This window comes from Cutibacterium sp. KB22876 (assembly GCF_059728865.1).
Map to the genome: position 1 here is coordinate 198,191 of NZ_AP040858.1, position 19,333 is coordinate 217,523.

Below are 19,333 nucleotides of genomic sequence, written 5' to 3' on the forward strand. Positions count from 1 at the left end.
GCCGAAACCCACCTACCGTGGTGCCATGATGAGTTCTCGCGTCATCCTCGTCAGTGACGATCGCTCCAGCCTCCGCTCCCCCGGCACCCTGCTTTGGCCCGACTCCGCCTGCATGCGCGGCATCCACACCAGTGACTGGGCCGCTCACATCTTCGAATACGCCATGTCCTTCGAGGGCAACATGACACAGGTACGCGAACTCGCCGCCCAGACCGGCGCCGGCGTCCTGCATCCCCACGGCGCCCTGGCTGTCGAGCCGCCCGGTCTCATCGTCTGTGACGTCGACTCGACGGTCACGCGCACCGAGGCCATCGACCTGCTCGCCGAGTGTGCAGGGAAGGCCGAGGAGGTCAGTGGGGTAACGGCCCGGGCGATGGCCGGAACGCTCGACTTTGCCGAGTCCCTTCATGAGCGCGTCAAGTGTCTGGAGGGTCTGCACGTCGGGGCCCTCGAGGAGGCTCGCAAGGCGACCGTCGTCACCCCGGGTGCGACGGAACTGGTGGCCGCGGCGCACGAGGTCGGCGCAGCCGTCGGGTTGGTGTCAGGAGGGTTCACGGCCCTGGTCGATCCGCTTGCTGCGGAGATCGGCGCCGATTTCTCAGCCTCCAACGAGCTCGAGATCGTCGACGACCACCTCACTGGCCGGGTTGTCGGAAACATCGTCGATCGGGCCGCCAAGGCCACCTGGCTGCGTCGTTGGGCTGAGGAGCGCGAGGTAGATCTTGAGCGAACGATCGCGGTGGGAGACGGCGCCAACGACCTCGACATGTTTGCCGCCGCCGGACTGGCCATCGCCTTCTGCGCCAAACCTGTCGCCGTCGAGGCTGCACGAAACACCATCCGTTGTGAGCGGATCGACGCGCTTCGCGCAGTGTGGGAACGATGACCACGATCATGGGGGGCATGACCAACCTCCCCGGAACCCTTCACACCGCTCATGACGGCGCATGGCAGGTCGCAGAGCACGGCTGCCAGGTGCTGGCGTGGCAGGCCGACGACAAACCCGTCATCTGGTTCGACCCCGAGCACGCCGACGAGTCCGACGCGGTCATCCGGGGAGGTGTCCCGCTGTGTGCACCATGGTTTGGTCACGGACCGAGCAACGACCAGGATCCCCAGCACGGCCTGGCCCGCCGCACCGACTTCCAGGTGACGGTCGCGGAACCCCTCCACGTCGTCGGAACCGCTGAGACCGCCTCCATCGGCATTCGCCACGAGGTGGTCATGACCGACACCGCGCTGGAGATGACGCTCACTCTCACCAACCAGGGCGAGAAGCCCCGAGTCGTCGAGGGGATGTGGCACACCTACCTGCGTGTCGGGGACGCCGACCAGGCGCGTGTCCGGGGCGTCCGCGGTGCCGACTGGCACAACTTCGCGACCGGTGACGAGGGGGCCTTCGACGCCGACGAACTCCTCATGGCCCCGGACACCGACACCGTCATCCAGGGAATCGGGCCGGCCCCGACCCTCGTCGATCCGGTCTGGGGACGCGAGATTCACCTGACGACGACGAATTGCCCCAGCGCGGCGATCTGGAACCCACGCTCCTCGTCGGGAATCGGCGACAGCCCGACGGCTCAGGCCTGGCGCGACTTCGTGTGCGTCGAGACCGGCGTCTGCAAGGACAGTGCCGTCCCCCTCGACCCCGGCACCGACCTCGTACTGACGACGACAATCACCGTCACGAGAATGTGAGCATGGTTGCGGTCGGAGGGGCTCGATGCACGTCCACCCGAGCTGTCTCAGGCGTGTCATGCACAGTCGTGCGAGCGTGCCAGCCATCATGGACCGACAGTGCCGTTCCGAGCCCAAAAAGCAGGGGTGCCCCATCCCGCGCCAAGCACCCCCATATAAAGTGTTGTCAACGTTTCGGACCGCATTCAACGGAAACGAAACAGTGTTTCTTCGACGGCTCACGGGTAGCGCCGTGCACCGTCACCGACAACCAGCCGCACGGCGGCAGGAGGACAGATGTCAGAGCGGATTGCGAACGCAGCCCTGCGTCAGAAGGTGATGAGCGCGGACGACGCGGCTGCGCTCATCAATGACGGTGACCAAATCGGATTCGGTGGATTCACTGGATCGGGCTACCCCAAGGCACTTCCGGGTGCCCTGGCCAAGCGCATCAAGGAATCCCACGATCGCGGCGAGAAGTTCACCGTCAACGTCTTCACCGGAGCCTCGACCGCTCCCGAACTCGACGGCGCCCTCGCCTCCGTCGATGGCATTGGCTGGCGCATGCCATACCAGTCCGATCCCCAGATGCGAGGCAAGATCAACGACGGCACATCCTTCTACACCGACATTCACCTGTCGGAGTCGGGCATGATGGTGCGTCAGGGCTTTTTCGGAAAGGTCGACTACGCCGTCATTGAGGCCACCCGAATCACTGAGGATGGGGACGTCGTCCTCACCTCCTCGGTCGGCAACAACGCCGTGTACTGTGACGTCGCCGACAAGATCATCATCGAGGTGAACTCGTGGCAGTCCGAGGACCTCGAGGGAATGCACGACATCTACGGTGGGTTCGCGCTTCCTCCGAACCGAGTGCCCATCCCGATCACCCACCCCGGTGACCGGATCGGTGACAAGTTCCTCCACGTCCCCCAGAACAAGGTCGCGGCGATCATCGAGACCGATGGCCCTGATCGCAACACCCCGTTCAAGCCGATCGATGACGACTCCCGCAAGATCGCCGGGTTCCTCCTCGACTTCTACGACCACGAGGTCAAGCAGGGACGCATCCCCAAGAACCTGCTTCCGCTGCAGTCGGGTGTGGGCAACATCCCGAACGCTGTTCTTGACGGCCTGCTCCACTCCGACCTCGAGCATTTGACCTCCTACACCGAGGTCATCCAGGACGGCATGATCGACCTCATCGATGCCGGGAAGCTCGACGTCGCCTCGGCCACCGCTTTCTCGCTGTCGCCCGAGTACGCGCACAAGATGAACGAGAACGCGGCCTTCTACCGCGATCACATCATCTTGCGCCCCCAGGAGATCTCGAACCACCCCGAGGTCATTCGCCGCCTCGGTGTCATCGGCGCCAACGGCATGATCGAGGCCGATATTTACGGCAACGTGAACTCGACCCACGTCATGGGCTCGCGCATGATGAACGGCATCGGCGGATCCGGCGACTTCACCCGCAACGCCTACATTTCGGCGTTCGTGTCTCCGTCGACGGCCAAGGGCGGCGCCATCTCGGCGATCGTCCCGATGGTCTCTCACGTCGACCACACTGAGCACGACGGCATGGTCATCATCACCGAGCAGGGCATCGCCGATCTGCGTGGTCTGGCACCGCGTCAGCGCGCCCCGAAGATCATCGAGAACTGCGCCCACCCGGACTACCGTCCGATGCTGATGGACTACTACGAGCGTGCACTGCGTGACTGCAAGTTCAAGCACACCCCGCACCTCCTCGGCGAGGCGTACTCGTGGCACACCCGGTTCCTCGAGACCGGCACCATGAAGGAGAGCTGAGCTCGCTGACCCCTACGATCGCCCCAGGACCATCGTGGTTCTGGGGCGATCTTTGTGCGCGGTGCGTGTAGCAGGTGACGATTTTGTCACGCCGGACAAGGTGTGGGCCAGGCGCCACCACGTAGGCCGCTGTACGGCAGCCAGCGTCTCAAACTCGGTGACAAAACTCCCGCTTCACCCGGAGAGTCTGCTCACCGAGGATTGTCGTCGCGCGCAGCTTCCAGGGCGCATCCGAGCGCCAGCAGAGTGGCTTCGTCGTACATCTGACCGCCGATCATGATGCCGACCGGCAGCTCGACACCGCCGACGTGTGTGGTGTGCAGCGGCAAGCTCATCGCCGGACGACCAGTGATATTCCACAGGCTCGTCCATGGGGTGAAGCGGCATTGCGCGTCGAAATCTGCCGATGGATCGTTGTCATTGCGCAAAGCTCCGACCGGCAGGGGTGGCTGAGCAAGCGTGGGGCTGACGATGACGTCAAACCTCTGCCACTGCTGCCCGACGTGACGCGCCACCATCTGGATACCGGCCAAGGCCTCAGCCAGCTCGACTCCGGTGCGCCTTCGCCCCTGCGCACGTAACCACCTGGACATCGGGGTGCACAATTCCTCACGTTCCGGAGGCACCGGGATCGCAGCTGCGCCCACCTCCCACACACACTGGAAGGATTCCCACTCCTCGGGGCCGAAAGGGGCACCTGTCTGTTCGACGATGTGACCCATCGACTCCAGGGTGGCGGCCGTCCGGTCCAGCGCCGCCAGGATGTCCGGGGCAACCTCGGTATCAGCAATAACGGGTTCGCGCAGGATCCCGACGTGTAGCCGTCTCAGGCCCCGGTCGCAGGCCGACAGATAGGACTCAGTCGGAGCGGGGGCATGGTAGGGATCTCCGGGCCACGGTCCGGACAGTGCGTCGAGGGCAGCAGCGGTGTCACGGACCGTGCGGGTCAGTACCCCGCCGCTCACCAGCCCAGGACCGTCAATCCCGTAAGGCCCGGCCGAGACCCGGCCTCGGCTGGGCTTGAGACCAACGACCCCGCAGCAAGAAGCCGGAATACGAATCGAGCCGCCACCATCGGATCCTTGGGCGATGGGTACCTCACCAGCCCCAACCGCAGCCGCGGCGCCGCCAGAGGACCCTCCCGCCATTCGGGTGTGGTCCCATGGGGTGACGGTGGGTTCGCGTCCGTCCGGTTCGGTGTAGCAAGGAAGTCCGAACTCGGGAGCGGCGGTCGTCCCGATCGGGATGGCTCCGGCAGCCCTGAGCCGCGTGACAATGCCGTCTTCGTGGTCTGGCAGAGCCCCACCCACGGCCCGACTACCGATGGCTCGGGGCGCGCCAGCTAACGCGTTGAGGTCCTTGATCGGACAGGGGACGCCGAACAGCGGACCAGGACGGATGTGTCCAGCATCACGTTGACGCTGGAGCTCACGCGCGGCGAGTCGGGCGCCATCATCGTCGATCCAAGTCCAGGCATGGCACTCATCGGCGTGTGCCGCTTCCAGGGCAGCGTCGACGACCTCAACGATCTCGACGTCACCAGCGGCGATGCGGGTGGAGGTTTCCAGGGCGGTCAATGGGTTCATGGTCATGGTCCTACCACCTTCGGGGTCGCGCCATGCCGGTCCTGCATTCATGCGCACATGTCCCGGCGGTGGCACAACAACCTGCCCACCTAGGGCCCCCTGGTCAGCAGTTACGTCTAGGCTGGAACAACACGTCGCCAGGAGGATCGTGACCGAGCAACCCACCCACCCACAACCCCGCCATGCGGAGGCACGACGAGTCTCACCGAGCACGCCACCACGTGCCAGCGCCGAGACCATCGCCACGCTCCCCCCGCCCGAGGATCCTCAGGTCCATGTCGCATCGTCGGCAAGGGTGGGGAGGAGCACCGCCGGGCTCTACCTTGCCGCGGCGATCAGTGCCACCGTCGCGCTCCTCGTTGCTTGGTGGCAGTCCATTCACATGAGCACCTTCATCCAGGCGACCCACCTCCTGACGTGGACCCACCCGAGACCGGGATCGTTGGCGTCAGTACTGCTGGCGACCGCGATGATGTGCATCGCCGGTGCCATGGTGGCCATGCCGGGAATCCTCGCGGTCAACACCTGGCTGGGACGTCCCTGGGTGCGCTGGGGCGCCATCGGTGGCGTCGCGGTCGGATGTGCCGCCGTGACCCTGAACTGGGTGGCGTGGATCGGAATGCCGTTCCTCGTCGCCGCCGGGGTCATCGTCTGGTTGCCGTCGGTGCGCCGGTGGATGGATTCGCAGCGTCCGAAGCCGCCCGAGACTCGCCGCCTCGATGCCCCAGTCATCTACGGCCGCGTTCCGCAGCATTACTGACTGGCCCGGCGGGGTGAGTCGCACTGATCTGACGAGGTGCGCTAAGCTGTGACGAGTCTCCCCAGGAGACATGCGGGCGTAGCTCAATGGTAGAGCGCCAGCTTCCCAAGCTGGACACGCGGGTTCGATTCCCGTCGCCCGCTCTCTTCATGCCCTTTTCCGGGTCCTCTATGATCGCTACTCGTCGGTCGAGGGTTTCCTCAACGTTGCGACGGCCGCCAGGAGGAAGAGAATTCCGGCCACGAATCCGGCCCACACGGCCACCGACGGGCGGTCTGATGGATGCGAGATGAACCGTTCGCCGGACCATGAGCTACCGGTCGGTGAGCCAATCGGGATGATCACGACGTACATCAGCCAGGATCTGTGAGTACTCCCCGCCGTACTCATCCAGACTGATTGACAGGGCGACCGGCATCGGCACGAATCCGAGGGCGTGGCCAGAGTCGTCGGCGAACGCAGACTCCGCCATGGTCACCGGCGACGTCTTTCGGTACATGACGACGTTGTCGGGGAACGTCCTCATGACGTAGTAGGTCTCGCCGTCCTTGGTGAACGACCCGCCTCCGTCACCTTCGAAGGCGCTCCACAGCAGGGCCAGGAACCCTATGACCCCGCTCACCACCACCGCCGCGATGATCGCGATGGCCCGCCCGATGCGCCACCCCTTCGTGCGTCCGGGCATGCGTGCACACTCGGCGATGACCTCGACGGCCAGAGCGACCAGACACAGATCGACGATGGCGATCGTGGTGTTGTTGACAGCCGGGATGAACCGGTTGAAGGACCTCGCGACCGCGACGGCGATGAGCAGGACCGCTGAGATCACGGCCACGGATCGGAGGTACTTCATGAGTGGAATCCTATGTTGCGGCCTCGCTCCCCGGACTGACCCGCCTTGCCGCCATGCGCGAGTGACTGTGCAACCCCGTCCAGCGCGACCTTGACGGTTCCGATCAGCACTCCACCTATGACGACCGGCGCGAGTACCGCTCCGGTCACTGCGAGGGGCTGACGACTCCCGGGACGACGAATTTCCTTGCGGGCAGCCCGATTTGCCATACCGATGACGGTCAGGATGCCCAGGGCCTGGGCCGTCGCGGCGATGTCAGCTCCATCCTCCTTCCCGACCCAGCGCGGGTAGAGGGCTGCCGCCGTGGTAATTCCGGTAGTCGTCAGGGCTGCTGCCACACCGCTCATGTAGTGGTTGGGTTTGCCGCCGAGCGACCACGACGTCGCCACCCGGTCAGCCTTGACGAATCCGAGTGTCATGCTGCTGGCGACGCCGGCCCCGATCCACGGCGCTGCAACCAGGCCGCGACGCAGCGTCTCGGGAACGTATTCGTTGAGGTCGGGCAGGGAGTCGTCGGGGCGGATGAGCCCCAGGCGCACGGCGACGGCGCCCAGATTGAGATCCCATCCGATGCCCACAGCGCGAGGCACTAGCAGGTGCGGGTTCTCAGGTTCGAAACCGCGCAGCGCAATGCGGGAGCCGCTCCCCCACGGCGCACCGACGGGGATGCCGAACAGGCGACGCACGCCATCATCGTCTCGAGTCCAGAGGTTCATGATCTCTCCTTGCCAGAAGTGTTGTGGTTATCGTTGGTGGCACGGTCGACGGCGGCTGCGATGCGCGACCACTCATCGATGAGCTCTGTCAGGTAGCCTCGACCGGTGGCAGTCAGGCGATAGATCTTGCGCGGAGGCCCTGACGGCGACTCCTGCCACTCGGTCGAAACCAGATCACCGCGACGCAGTCGGTTGAGCAACGGGTACAGCGTCCCCTGAGACACGCCCAGATCCGTCTCCTTCTCGAGCCTGTCCACGAGTTCCCCTCCGTAGGACGGTTTGCTCGCCAGCAACCCGAGGACGACGAGTTCGAGCGCACCCTTGCGCAGTTGTCGTTCCGCCACGGTTTTCCTCCTCAACCAAGTAGCTTGACTAACAATGTACCCTGCATTGCATAGTAGTTCAATGAGGCATCCCCTGCTCTTACCAGAGGCTCGTCGACCGCTCGTTCCAAACGCCGCCTGATCTCAGCGCCCGGCGCCTAGCCCCTCCCGCAACGTCGAGATGAGGTGCTCAATAAACCGTTCGGCGTCGACGTCACACAGCAGGTCGACGTTGGGCTCCTTGCCCCACCGCCCCATCTCGTCACCGACGGTCTGGCCACGGGTGAGCGTCCCGGTCAGCTCGACGTCGACGGCCAGTGGCCGCGTCGTCGCAAATCTCCCGGTCACCGCGTTGGCGACGACGAGCGGGTCGTGCAAGTACGCACACCATCCCAACCCGTCAGCCTCGTGGAACTCGAAGTAGAACCTCAGCGCGTCGGCCAAGACTTTCACAACCGGATGTTCCCCTAGCTCCTTCACAGCCCGACGATCCCTCTCGTCCAGCCTGATGACCTCAGTGGCCTGCAACGCCCCAAGCACGACCCGTTTGGACGCCTTCCCCCATGCCTCGAACACCTCATGGCCGGCCTCCGGGTCCACCGCGATGTTCCACTCGCTCGTCGGGCCGGTGTTGCCACGGTGGTTGATCGCTCCACCCATGACGTGCAGCCCCCGCAACAACTGCGGCAAGTCCGGTTCTTCCCGCAGCGCCAGCGCGAGGTTCGTCAGCGGCCCGGTGACGATGCCGACCAGCTCGCCGGGGTATTCCCGGGCAAGATCCACCCACAGTTGCGCACCGCTGCGCCCATCGGGGTGACGTCCGCAGTCCCCCAGCTGGGCATGCCCCAAACCGTGGGGTCCATGGGTCTCCTCGGCGGTCATCACCGGCTCGAGGAGGGGCGCGTCCGCCCCACGCGCCACCGGGGCATCCATCCCGAGCAGCTCGGTCAGCCCCAGGGCATTGCGCAGCACGTCGTCCTGACCGACATTGCCAGCTGTCGTCACCACCCCGACGGTCTCGACATCGTCGCGGCACGCCAGGTAGGCCAGCGCGAACGCGTCGTCAATCCCAGGGTCGCAATCGAGCAGAACCGGCAAGAAACGTGTGGGCATGGCGTCAGAATAGAGGCCCTCCACCGCACCACTGATCGTTGAGTCGTCCCACCTCACCTTCTGCTGAGGCTGTTCGGGCTGGTCAGAGCGCCTTTGCTCCAGGACTCGCACATCCGCGTGTCCTGCCCCCCTCATTGTCCAACGGGTATGTGCCACACATTTCACTGTCCCCTGGTGCCGCCCTGCCCGAATCTTGGAAGGAATCATGCTCGACTGGGTGGACCTCATCATTCGTATCGGAGTCGGCGTCGGCCCCGGAACCCTCATCGAGATAGGAGGCGACGGATTCGGTGCAACTGATCCCCACGTCCGCTGACATGTCTTGCAGCATTCCCGGTCCGGCCTGGAGCCCTCGGTTTGGTCGTTAGCCTTCCTGGAGGACACTTGGCCTTGTCGGAGCAGGTCGTCAGCCACGTGCGTGACGATGCTGGCGAGCGAGTGTGAGGTGTGAGGAAGTCATGGCCGTCGAGGAGAAGGAACCGTCCCGCGCTGAGAGGATCCTTGCGGGCACCGTCGCGTTCACGGTCTGCATGGCTGTGGTGTTCGCGATCGTGGCGATCTTCATCGGTTGGCGCTGGTCGCTGAGGATGTTCGTCGGAGTCCTGCTCATCGGAATCCCCGGCGAGATCCTGCTGGAACTGGTTGGCGAGAACCGAATGTTCCCCCGCAGCGGAGGCAAACCGGGCCAGACGCGAGCTGCACGTTTGCTCATCCTGACGCCCATCCTCGCCGCGTGGGCTCTTATCGTCCTCGCCCTCACCGCCCTCGTCCAGCCGTGGTACGGCGCCGTCGGGGAAATGGCGTGGGTCATGGTGATCGGGATCCTCGCGATCCTCATCCAGGGGATCCGGGACACGAAGAAAAAGTCCTAGCGGGTCCTCATGATTACGGTGGCGGGAGTCGTCAACGCGCAGTGCTTGCGTAGCCCGTCTTTCAGGGGCGGGGCCAATCTTCGAGATCGACCTCGCGGATACCAAGGCCTAGTGCGGCGTGTCGTTAGTTCTTGAATGGTTGGGGTTTGGGAGAATGGGTCATGGCCAATTCTCCTGCCCCGCCGTTGGGTTTGCGTGAGGGTGATCGTGCACGGTTGGAGTCGTTGACGCGGTCGCGTACTGCTGGGGCGGGTGGGGTGTTGCGGGCCCGGATCGTGTTGGCGGCCGCGGATGGTGTGGCGAACGAGCGGATCGCCGAGCAGCTGCAGGTGTCGAAGAACACGGTGCTGACGTGGCGCAGACGCTACACCGACAGCGGTATGGCCGGCCTGGCCGATGCGCCGCGTTCTGGTCGGCCACGGCGGCTGGATCATCGTCAGATCGTGGCCACGACGTTGAAGCCCCCGCCGAAGAAGTATGGCGTGACGCACTGGTCGAGCCGGCTGCTCGCCGCCCACCTGGGCGTGGGGAACGCGACGATCGCCCGTGCGTGGCGTGAGTATGGGGTGCAGCCGTGGCGCAGCGGCACGTTCAAGTTCTCCACCGATCCCGAGCTGGTCGCCAAGGTCACCGACGTGGTCGGGTTGTATCTGGCGCCCCCGGAGAATGCGGTGGTGTTGTGCGTGGACGAGAAGTCCCAGATCCAAGCCCTGGACCGCACGCAGAAGACGCTGCCGATGCAGCCCTTGCAGATCGAACGCCGCACCCATGACTACGTGCGCCACGGCACCACGACCTTGTTCGCGGCCCTGAACATCGCCACCGGGCATGTGACTGGCGCGTGCAAACCCCGGCATCGTCACCAGGAGTTCTTGGCCTTCCTGGAGCAGGTCGCTCGCGCCTACCCCGACCAACAGCTGCACCTGGTGATGGACAACTACGCCACCCACAAACGCGTCGAGGTCCGTGACTGGCTCGCCGCCAATCCGAGGATCCACGTCCACTTCACTCCCACCAGTGGCTCGTGGCTGAACCTGGTCGAAGTGTGGTTCGGGATCATCGACAAGCAGGCCATCAAGCGAGGCGTCTTTCCCTCGGTGAAGGACCTCAACCAGAAGATCCGGGCCTTCGTCAACGGCTGGAACGACCGCTGCCACCCGTTCGTCTGGACCAAAACCGCCGACGAAATCCTCACCACAGCCAACCGTTCGGCAACTTCAAACACGCCGCACTAGACACGCGTGACGTTCCGAGCCGAAAGCACCGTCCTGCGGTAACCAACCCGCGAATATCAGACTGACATCGCCGTCGACAGACACGCGAAACCCCTCGTCAACACCACTTCGGGTCAACACAAGGAGAGGCGCCACCAAGCATCCAGCCTGGTGGCGCCTCATCCTGCCCTCTTGACAAAACCTGCACCCAGTATCAGACGAGCCGGAGGCGGTCATGGTCGCCGAGCTCATCCGCGAGGCCGCCCTGGAGGGCGTGCGCGACGAACTGCCGCACTCGGTGGCCGATGTGGTCGAAGAGATGTCCCTGCGCGAGGACCGCCCCGCGGATCGGCCGCTGATGGACGTGTGGGCGAACGTCTTCGTCGAGCGGGACAGCCAGAAGGGCATCATCATCGGCAAGGGCGGCTCCCGGCTGCGCGAGATCGGCCACGACGCCCGTGCCAGCATCGAGCGGCTGTTGGGCACACCGGTCTACCTCGATCTGCGGGTGAAGGTCGCCCGGGACTGGCAGCGCGACCCCAAGCAGCTCGGCCGGCTCGGCTTCTGAGCCTGAGGCCCAGTGTGAGGTACGCCATTCCGGAAGGGTCACGGTCCCTGGATTCTCCTGCTAACGTGGGATCCGCAACATCCCCGTCTCGGGGGGTAGGACATGCGCGTTTCAGCACGGATGTAGCTTGCGAGATGCACCCGCCTGGAACACCAAGAACCGTCTCCGCCACAACATGAGGTGTGCCTATGTACAACACATCAACCTCGTCCCATCGCTCTGATCACGCCGTGTCACGCCGGCGCGTCTCTCAAGGGTTGGCCTGGTCCGTGCCCGCCATCGCAGGTGTCGCCGCCGCTCCGGCCTATGCGGCCAGCAAGCCCTCGAACTGCACGTCGAAGATCGAGGCATACGCGGACCTCACCTATAACTGGGGCGCCGCCACCTCCGGCACCACCACACAGACGTTCGACTTCACCGGCACGTGGATGAACGTCATGAACATCCCCGCGGACGCCGTGATCGTCAGCATGACCCAGTCGTTCATCTTCATGGCCCGCGATGACTCGGTGAACGGGGGCCGGGGGCCGGGCTTCTACGACCTCGGCAACTCCCACGTCAAAGATTCCAAGAATCTGTGCAACTCCAGCTACCAGAACATCACCGGGTGCCGCTGGACGGCCAACAACACCCGGACCACCACCGACATCAGCTTCTACCAGCGCTCGGGCTCGCCCATCGCGAAGGTGTGGGATCCGGCCAACGGCGCCACGGGGGCCATGACCCGCAACTGGTTCGACTACGACTTCAGCCGGTACGCCACCGCCTTCAAGAACAACTACCCCAACTACACGGGCACGTTCGGGGTCAGCAAGGCGTGGGAGTTCACCTACACGGCCGCCACACAGGGCGGCGTCGTGCCGGCCTCCCTGCTGCCCGCCCCGACCTACAACCCGGACGGCACGTGCAAGAGCTACCTCTTCGCGACGGGCGTGACAGACGGTCAGTACCCGCACACCTACGTCCCGCAGAGTGCCGGCGGCGGTGCCACCCCGACGCTGACCTACTACGCGACCGCCAACGGCCTGACGGACACGCGCACCCAGTTCGCGGCCGCCGCCGTCTCCGTCCGCACGGTCACCTATCGGCTGCCCAGCGGCCAGACGCAGACCATCACGCGCCAGGGACCGTTCTACATCAACTGAATCCCTGTGGCATCTTCTTCGCCCGCCCCGGCTTCCTGCCGGGGCGGGCGGTGTCGTATCCGCGCCGGAGCGGGCCGCCGTCGTGGGTGCGTCACACGGCGACGGCGTCCTGTGGCCCGGCCCACTTCGGTGCTAGACGGTATGGGTGACCCCGATCTGGGGTGAAGCTCTGGCAGGCCGGGGCCTCTCCGCGCAACGATTCGTGGGTTGCCGGACAGGGGCGGCCTGTCTGGCCTTTCCGACATACGTGGGAGGCCCCGGTTGTTTACCGAGCGTACGAGTGTTGGCCTGGATGTGCATGCCCGCTCCGTGGTGGCGCATGCGATGGACGTCCAGACCGGAGAAATCTTCAAAGCCAGACTCTGCCCCGACCCCGTGGAGGTGACGGCCTGGATCAAGGCGCTGCCCGGCCCGTCGGCGGCGATCTACGAGGCTGGCCCGACGGGCTATGGTCTGGCCAGAACCCTGCTGTCACACGACATCCGAACCGTTGTCGCGGCCCCGTCCAAGCTCCAGCGGCCTTCCGGTTCGCGGGTGAAGACTGATGCGATCGACGCCGAACACCTGTCGACGTTGTTGCGGCTGGATGCGTTCACCGCAGTCACCGTCCCCGACGAGCTCACCGAAGCAGCACGCGACCTGGTGAGGGCCCGTGAGGACTGCCGCTCCGATCTGATGCGGGCCAGGCACCGCCTCTCGAAACTCCTGCTGCGACACGGGATCGTCTACTCCGGCGGGCAGGCCTGGAGCAACGCGCATGACGCCTGGCTGCGCAGGCAACGCTTCGACTCCCCGCTGGTCCAGGCCGCCTTCGACGAGGCCTACGACTCCGTGATCACGATCACGGCCCGCCGTGACCGTCTCGATGAACGCATCGAAGCCATGGCCGAGAACAGTCAATACACCGATGCCGTCCGCAGGCTCGTATGCCTGCGCGGCATCTCGACGCTGACCGGGTTCGGACTGGCGGTCGAGATCGGCGACTGGAGCAGGTTCACCGGCAACTCGATCGGCTCGTTCGTCGGCCTGATTCCGTCGGAGAACTCATCGGGCCAGTCCCGCTCACAAGGGCCGATCACCAAGACCGGCAACAGCCACGCGCGCCGACTCCTGGTCGAGGCTGCCTGGCATCACCAGCACCGCTACGTCCCCGGCAAGACCATCCGCGACCGCTGGGACCTCGCCTCCCCGGCCGCCCGGGCCCGCGGAGACCTGGGCAACCGACGCCTCAACCACCGCTGGAACCAGTTCAAGAAACGCAAGAAGCGCCCCATCGTCGCCAACGCCGCCATCGCCCGCGAACTCGCCGGCTGGTGCTGGTCCCTGGCCGTCCTCGAGGAATAGCCCCTCGAGGCCCACAAACTTGGCCCGAAGCCAGGTCCCCGAGGGGTGACGCAGCGACCGGAACGACCCGCGAAACACCTATGAGCAGCCGTCATCAACGATGCCGGCGACGCTCGATGCTAGACAGGCGTGACGTTCCGAGCCGAAAGCACCGTCCTGCGGTAACCAACCCGCGAATATCAGACTGACATCGCCGTCGACAAACACGCGAAACCCCTCGTCAACACCACTTCGGGTCAACAAAGGATGAGGCGCCACCAAGCATCCAGCCTGGTGGCGCCTCATCCTGCCCTCTTGACAAAACCTGCACCCATATCAGGTGTACTGACCGGGTGACGTCGATCACCTTGATCGCAACCACTGCCGAGCCAACGACCCCTGCGAAACGAAACATCCAGAAGGCGATGAAGACCAAGAATGCGGAGACAGCCGTGTGCCACAGGACCGGAAGGGCGAAGCAGCAGAAGACCCACAGCATGACGAAGACCAGCCACCCGATCCACGTCTTGGGGCGAGTCGAGAGGGCGAGTGACACCACGACGACGCCGAGGCAGGCCAGCACCAGAGGCGTCGACCCCGCTCCCATGAGAAGGACGTTGAGGACGATGACGTAGAGGAACAGGGTGCGCGGGTCCACAGCGCCGTGGAATCCCCGAGTCCGGGGCCGAGGGGCGGTGGTCGGTGCACTTTCGGCCATGGCACCGGCCCTCGGGAGCGGGTGGGTGTGACCTTGTGGGGTCAAGGGCGCCTCATCACAATTCATAAGGCAACCCTAACCTATTGATTATCATCATTAACAAATAGGGGTCATTGACGACCTGACAAGGGGGGATGACCGCGAGCAAGACAGGCCCTCCTACTGGTGACGCTGGAGGGCACGCCACGTTCGGAGGAATCGCGGCCTCACGCAGGCACGATCACCACGGGTATTGCCCGACACCACCTCAACGCGAACAACCACAGGACTCGCCCCCGCCCCCACGGCTACCCTTGAGGTGAGTTGATCGAGAGGAGACCCTCGTGGGAATCGGAAGCAACATCGGCAAGGCCCTGCTGGCTCAGGCACCCGACATGGCACCCGGCGCGGCCGTCTCGATGCTGCGCAGCATCCTGGGATTCGCCATCGACGGTGCCTCATCGCTGCCGGGAGCGCGTCAGGCCGCTGGCAAGACCCTCACCAAGCACGACGGTGACGTCGAACAGGCCATCAACTCCCTCGTCAACCAGCACATCGCCATGGCCGGTGCACAGGGATTCGTCTCCAACCTCGGTGGCGTCGTCACCTTGGCCGTAACCATCCCCGCCAATATCTCAGGCGTCGCGATTGTCCAGGCCCGCATGGTGGCTACCATCGCCCACCTGCGCGGCTACGACCTTGACGACCAGCGCGTCCGGACCGCCATCCTCGCCACCCTCATGGGTCAGCGTGAGGTCGACAGCCTCATTCACGAGGAGAAGCTTCCGACGACCCCGATGGGCATCGCCACCGCCCCGGTGGGGGACGCCGATCTGGAGAAGGTTGTCGCCCGTAACCTCGTCAACGTCCTCATGGGCCAGGTTGCGGGCAAGAAACTGCCGGTCTTCGTCTCCAAGCGCGTGCCCGTGTTAGGTGGTGGAGTCGGAGCCACCACCGACGGGTTCACCACCTGGAGCGTCGCTCGTTACGCCCGCAAGCAGTTCCCGACCCGCCGCCCGCGCGGCTGAGGCCAGGATCTGTGTTCGGCCCGGGAGGCGTCAGAAGGTTTGCCGACGGCGTGCCCCGGGCCGATGTGTGCGGCTGCGACGAAGCAGTCCGACAGCCCGCGCAGCCGTCGTGCCGATGAGCAGACCCAGCGCGATCGAGCCAATGATTCCCGTGGACTCCAACGCCGTCGCGCCAGCCACGGGGGTACCCGCGCCCAGTTGGGTCAGGGACACCAGGCCCAGGGATCCCGGGACCAACAACCAGAAGCTCGGCAGGAAGAGCACCAGACGCGGTAGTCGCGGGCGATGCATCTCGATCACCGATGATCCGAAACTCGCCACGGTCGCTCCCAGCAGGCCGCCGCCCCAGGTGGCCCCGGCAACCGTCTGGCCGATGATCTGGAAGGTCAGGGTGGTGGCCAACATGAGGGCTACCCACGGGATGAGGTATCTGGGTATCGACTCCATGAGGCTCATCCCGGCGGTCAGGAGCAGGACGCCGAGGAATGGCACCCACAACCCTCGCCAGGGAATGATCTGGTTGTTGAGCTGGTCGACGGGGACCTTTGTCAGCCACGCCGCACCGAGAACACCCGCTGTGAACATGGCCAACTGGGCGGTCCCGAACCCCAGACGCGACGCGCCCGCCATCATCGCCCCTGCCGCCAGTTCAGCCACCCCGGTAACAATGAGGGCACCGGGAAGCAGCACCGCGATGGGCGGCAGCAGGCTTCGCAGCGGCCCCTCGATGAGTCCGAGTCGCGCGGCCCAGAAGGCACACAGTGCGACGACGAACGCGGCCAGGAACGGGGTGAGGACGGCCAGGGCCTTCCTCTTGCCGCACAACCATATGAATCCGGCGGTGACCTGGCCGGCCAGCACGGAGAACAGCACGCTGGGCCACAACGGCTGCAGTACCAGGGCGATGCCCGAGGCGACGCATACCATGCCACCATGCAGACCCAGGCGCGGGTAACGCGGCGGGATGGAACGCAAGTCCCGCAGTTGCTCGAGGGCCTCGACCGGGCCGATGGTGCCGTCGAGGAGCTGCTGACGGATACGAGCTGTGGTGGCGCTCTGGTCCAGACGGATGGTTCCTTCCACCGATTCGAAGGTTGCGGGGGTGCCACCTCCCAGGCTCACCACGACTCCGGTGGGCCAACCCTGTACCTGGACGTCGGGGCATCCCAGGTACCGACCGATGCTGCGGGTGTCGGCCTCCACCTCGTGCACCGGCTGACCACCGGCGATACCGGCTGCGGCAACGTAAGCCAGCAGTCGGCGGACGCCATTTTCGTCGAGCTCGTCCACTCCAGATCCCATCGTCGATACCGTCGCCAGGATCAATCGTCGCGCACCTTGGGCCCTTCGGCACGTCAGTGGCCGAAATCAATCTACGGGTCAGGGACGTAGGGATTTCACTCCGCCCAGCCCTCGTGCATACCCGACAACCCCGAGGAGAGCACAGACGGCAGCACACACCACGGCCACAACAGACACCCCCCGCACACTTCCCTCGACGACAGCTGTTTGTCCTAGATGTAATCGCCGGACAGGTTAGGTACGCGGTCGGCGGGTGATGTGCCTTTGAGCGCGGTGTGTCCGCGGTGGTGATTGTAGTGGTGCAGCCAGCCGGGGAGTTCGGCCAGGCGGTCGGTCTCGCTGGCGTAGGGCCGTGCGTAGGCCCACTCGGCGACCAGGGTCCTGTTGAACCGCTCGACCTTGCCGTTGGTCTTGGGCGTGTAGGGCCGGGTGTACTTGTGCGTGATGTGGGTGTCTTTGAGTGCCTTGGTGAAGGCTTTGGACCGGTAGCAGGAGCCGTTGTCGGTCAGGACCCGCTTGACGGTGATGGCCTGGCTGGCGAACCAGGCCTGGGCCCTGGTCCACAACCCGGCGGCGGTGTCCTTGCGCTCATCGCTGAGGACCTCGACGTAGGCCAGGCAGGAGTGGTCGTCGACGGCGTTGTAGATGTAGTGATACCCACCCCCGCTGGCGGATCGGCCACGGTTGCGTACTCCTTGGGCGCGTCCGACCACGCGAAGGCCACCGAGCCATACCCGGTGTTGGCAAAGAGATTCTCGTTGACAAGGACCGGTATTCCGACCACAGCGATGCACACAACCGGCGCCACGGCGCGAGACGATCACGCCCGAAAAACAACCTCGTCCGCGGTGAAAACACCGCACTGACATCCTCGACCAGCGGCCAAGGTCGATCAGTACAGCATTGCCGAGGCCGGGTCCGAGAGAATCTCCGCAACGTCATGGAGGAAGGTCGAGCCCTCCTCGCCGTCAATGAGGCGATGGTCGAAGCCGAGGCTCATCGTCGTCACCCACCTGGGCACGACCTCCTCGTCATCACCGGTCCCGACGACCCACGGACGTCGAGCGATCGTCCCGAGAACGAGGATCGCCGATTCGGTGCGGTTGACGACCGGAGTCCCTGCGTCAAGACCAAACACCCCAACATTGGTGATCGAGAAGGTGCCGTCGGTGTAGTCGGTGGGCTGGAGCTTGCCCTCCTTGGCGATGGCGACGATGCGGGTAATCTCCTCGGCCAGCTCGAGCATCGTCATGTCCTGGGCGTTGCGCACCACGGGCACCATGAGGCCGCGCGGGGTGGCCGCGGCGATGCCGAGGTTGATCTGGTCGCGGAAGACGATCTGGTCGGCGGCGTCGTCCCAGCGGGCGTTGACGACCGGGGTGCGTCCCATCGCCAGGCACACCGCCTTGCACCAGATGGTCAGCGGGGAGACGCGCAGTCCCTTGAACCTGCGGTCGGCACGCAGCCGGGCGACGAGGTCCATCGTCGGGGTGACGTCGCAGGTGAGGAAGGCCGTCACGAGGGCCTTGGTGTTCAGGGAATCCTTCATCGCCTTGGCAGTCACCTTGCGGACGCCGCGCACCGGGACCCTGCGAGTGTGACCGTCAGGCTCGGTCGGGACACCGCCGAGCAGACGACGAGACATCACCGACAGGGTCGCGAACTCAGCGTCGCCAGCAGAGGCACCGACGACAGGTGGTTCAGACGCGGCTTGACGACCGGCCTCCGCTGCCGCCTTAACGTCGCTCCTCGTCACCGCCCCCTGCGGGCCGGTGCCCGTCACCGTCGAGAGGTCGATGCCGAGGTCGGCAGCCAGACGTCGAGCCGGGGGCTTGGCGAGGACATGCCCGGCGCGGTCCATGCGCGGCGGATCCTGGCGCCCGGGCTGTGTCGGCTGCGCAGGTTCGGGAACGGGCTCGACATCAGTCTCTGGACCGGTCTTGAGGGTCGGCGTCTGGGGGGCCTTCTCGGGTGCCCTTTCAGCCGACACCGCGGCTCCCCTGCGACGACGGCGTCGACGTCCGGACTCCGCGGTCAGGTGACCGACGAGGAACTCCGGCTCCTCCTCGGGTTGGTCGTCGGAACCGTCGTCAATGGTCACCAGTGGCTCTCCCACAGCCACCGTCTCGCCGGGCTCGGCACACAGCTTCGCCACGGTCCCGGCGAAAGGGCTGGGGAGTTCGACGATCGACTTGGCCGTCTCGACCTCGCACAGCACGTCGTTGATCTTGACGGTGTCACCGGGAGACACCCGCCAGGAGACGACCTCTCCCTCGGTGAGCCCTTCGCCTGGGTCGGGCATGCAGTAGTTCTTCACGTGAATACCTCGTGATCGATGTCGGAC

Annotated in this window: 16 protein-coding genes, 1 tRNA gene and 3 pseudogenes; 11 read left to right on the plus strand and 9 right to left on the minus strand. The window is 65.2% G+C overall.

The window, feature by feature from the left end:
- Positions 1-28: 28 nt before the first annotated feature.
- From serB to scpC, 3 genes are all read left to right on the plus strand, one after another.
- Positions 29-886, plus strand: a complete 858-nt coding sequence (gene serB, locus AC6I1W_RS00920; RefSeq protein ID WP_462552884.1) for a phosphoserine phosphatase SerB — start codon at positions 29-31, stop codon at positions 884-886.
- A 17-nt stretch (positions 887-903) separates the two neighbouring features.
- Complete coding sequence (locus AC6I1W_RS00925) at positions 904-1,698, plus strand: aldose epimerase family protein (protein WP_270236174.1); 795 nt, start codon at positions 904-906, stop codon at positions 1,696-1,698.
- A gap of 276 nt (positions 1,699-1,974) precedes the next feature.
- On the plus strand, positions 1,975-3,489 hold the full coding sequence (scpC, locus tag AC6I1W_RS00930; protein ID WP_117189438.1) for a succinyl-CoA:acetate CoA-transferase ScpC: 1,515 nt from the start codon (positions 1,975-1,977) through the stop codon (positions 3,487-3,489).
- 191 nt (positions 3,490-3,680) lie between these two features.
- On the opposite strand, the gene AC6I1W_RS00935 is transcribed toward scpC, so the two are convergent.
- Positions 3,681-5,081, minus strand: a complete 1,401-nt coding sequence (locus AC6I1W_RS00935) for an amidase (protein ID WP_065673553.1) — start codon at positions 5,079-5,081, stop codon at positions 3,681-3,683.
- 142 nt (positions 5,082-5,223) lie between these two features.
- On the opposite strand from AC6I1W_RS00935, the gene AC6I1W_RS00940 reads away from it, so the two are divergent.
- Both AC6I1W_RS00940 and AC6I1W_RS00945 read left to right on the plus strand, forming a co-directional pair.
- A complete protein-coding gene (locus AC6I1W_RS00940) occupies positions 5,224-5,835 on the plus strand; it encodes a hypothetical protein (RefSeq protein ID WP_117189439.1) in 612 nt (203 codons plus the stop codon).
- Between the two features lie 72 nt (positions 5,836-5,907).
- Positions 5,908-5,978, plus strand: a tRNA-Gly gene (locus tag AC6I1W_RS00945).
- A 170-nt stretch (positions 5,979-6,148) separates the two neighbouring features.
- Here the strand turns inward: AC6I1W_RS00945 and AC6I1W_RS00950 are convergent.
- From AC6I1W_RS00950 to AC6I1W_RS00965, 4 genes are all read right to left on the minus strand, one after another.
- Positions 6,149-6,688, minus strand: coding sequence for a hypothetical protein (locus AC6I1W_RS00950; RefSeq protein ID WP_016666245.1), 540 nt, complete (start codon positions 6,686-6,688; stop codon positions 6,149-6,151).
- Complete coding sequence (locus AC6I1W_RS00955; protein WP_117189440.1) at positions 6,685-7,404, minus strand: DUF5808 domain-containing protein; 720 nt, start codon at positions 7,402-7,404, stop codon at positions 6,685-6,687. Before AC6I1W_RS00955 ends, AC6I1W_RS00950 begins: the two co-directional genes overlap by 4 nt.
- The gene (locus tag AC6I1W_RS00960; RefSeq protein WP_016666247.1) at positions 7,401-7,748 is read right to left on the minus strand and encodes a PadR family transcriptional regulator; all 348 of its coding nucleotides are present in this window, start codon (positions 7,746-7,748) and stop codon (positions 7,401-7,403) included. The genes AC6I1W_RS00955 and AC6I1W_RS00960 overlap by 4 nt, the downstream gene beginning before the upstream one ends.
- 123 nt (positions 7,749-7,871) lie before the next feature.
- On the minus strand, positions 7,872-8,951 hold the full coding sequence (locus tag AC6I1W_RS00965) for a nucleoside hydrolase (protein WP_016666248.1): 1,080 nt from the start codon (positions 8,949-8,951) through the stop codon (positions 7,872-7,874).
- 347 nt (positions 8,952-9,298) lie between these two features.
- Between AC6I1W_RS00965 and AC6I1W_RS00970 the strand changes: the two genes are divergently transcribed.
- The 5 genes and pseudogenes from AC6I1W_RS00970 (at position 9,299) to AC6I1W_RS00990 (ending at position 13,983) form a co-directional block, all read left to right on the plus strand.
- Complete coding sequence (locus AC6I1W_RS00970; RefSeq protein ID WP_117189441.1) at positions 9,299-9,712, plus strand: hypothetical protein; 414 nt, start codon at positions 9,299-9,301, stop codon at positions 9,710-9,712.
- Positions 9,713-9,873: 161 nt separating this feature from the next.
- The gene (locus tag AC6I1W_RS00975) at positions 9,874-10,947 is read left to right on the plus strand and encodes an IS630 family transposase (RefSeq protein ID WP_117189442.1); all 1,074 of its coding nucleotides are present in this window, start codon (positions 9,874-9,876) and stop codon (positions 10,945-10,947) included.
- A gap of 190 nt (positions 10,948-11,137) precedes the next feature.
- Positions 11,138-11,494, plus strand: a pseudogene (locus AC6I1W_RS00980) (KH domain-containing protein); the annotation flags it as partial.
- Positions 11,495-11,763: 269 nt separating this feature from the next.
- Positions 11,764-12,639, plus strand: coding sequence for a hypothetical protein (locus AC6I1W_RS00985; protein ID WP_138774616.1), 876 nt, complete (start codon positions 11,764-11,766; stop codon positions 12,637-12,639).
- 261 nt (positions 12,640-12,900) lie between these two features.
- Complete coding sequence (locus AC6I1W_RS00990) at positions 12,901-13,983, plus strand: IS110 family RNA-guided transposase (protein WP_117189444.1); 1,083 nt, start codon at positions 12,901-12,903, stop codon at positions 13,981-13,983.
- A 580-nt stretch (positions 13,984-14,563) separates the two neighbouring features.
- Here the strand turns inward: AC6I1W_RS00990 and AC6I1W_RS00995 are convergent.
- A pseudogene (locus AC6I1W_RS00995) lies at positions 14,564-14,680 on the minus strand (energy-coupling factor transporter transmembrane component T); the annotation flags it as partial.
- 323 nt (positions 14,681-15,003) lie between these two features.
- On the opposite strand from AC6I1W_RS00995, the gene AC6I1W_RS01000 reads away from it, so the two are divergent.
- On the plus strand, positions 15,004-15,687 hold the full coding sequence (locus AC6I1W_RS01000) for an EcsC family protein (RefSeq protein WP_117189717.1): 684 nt from the start codon (positions 15,004-15,006) through the stop codon (positions 15,685-15,687).
- A gap of 30 nt (positions 15,688-15,717) precedes the next feature.
- On the opposite strand, the gene AC6I1W_RS01005 is transcribed toward AC6I1W_RS01000, so the two are convergent.
- The 3 genes and pseudogenes from AC6I1W_RS01005 to AC6I1W_RS01015 form a co-directional block, all read right to left on the minus strand.
- Complete coding sequence (locus tag AC6I1W_RS01005) at positions 15,718-16,989, minus strand: threonine/serine exporter family protein (protein WP_117189718.1); 1,272 nt, start codon at positions 16,987-16,989, stop codon at positions 15,718-15,720.
- 212 nt (positions 16,990-17,201) lie between these two features.
- Positions 17,202-17,714 (minus strand): annotated as a pseudogene (locus tag AC6I1W_RS01010) (integrase core domain-containing protein); the annotation flags it as partial.
- A 167-nt stretch (positions 17,715-17,881) separates the two neighbouring features.
- Positions 17,882-19,291, minus strand: coding sequence for a dihydrolipoamide acetyltransferase family protein (locus AC6I1W_RS01015; RefSeq protein ID WP_117189751.1), 1,410 nt, complete (start codon positions 19,289-19,291; stop codon positions 17,882-17,884).
- Positions 19,292-19,333: the final 42 nt, after the last annotated feature.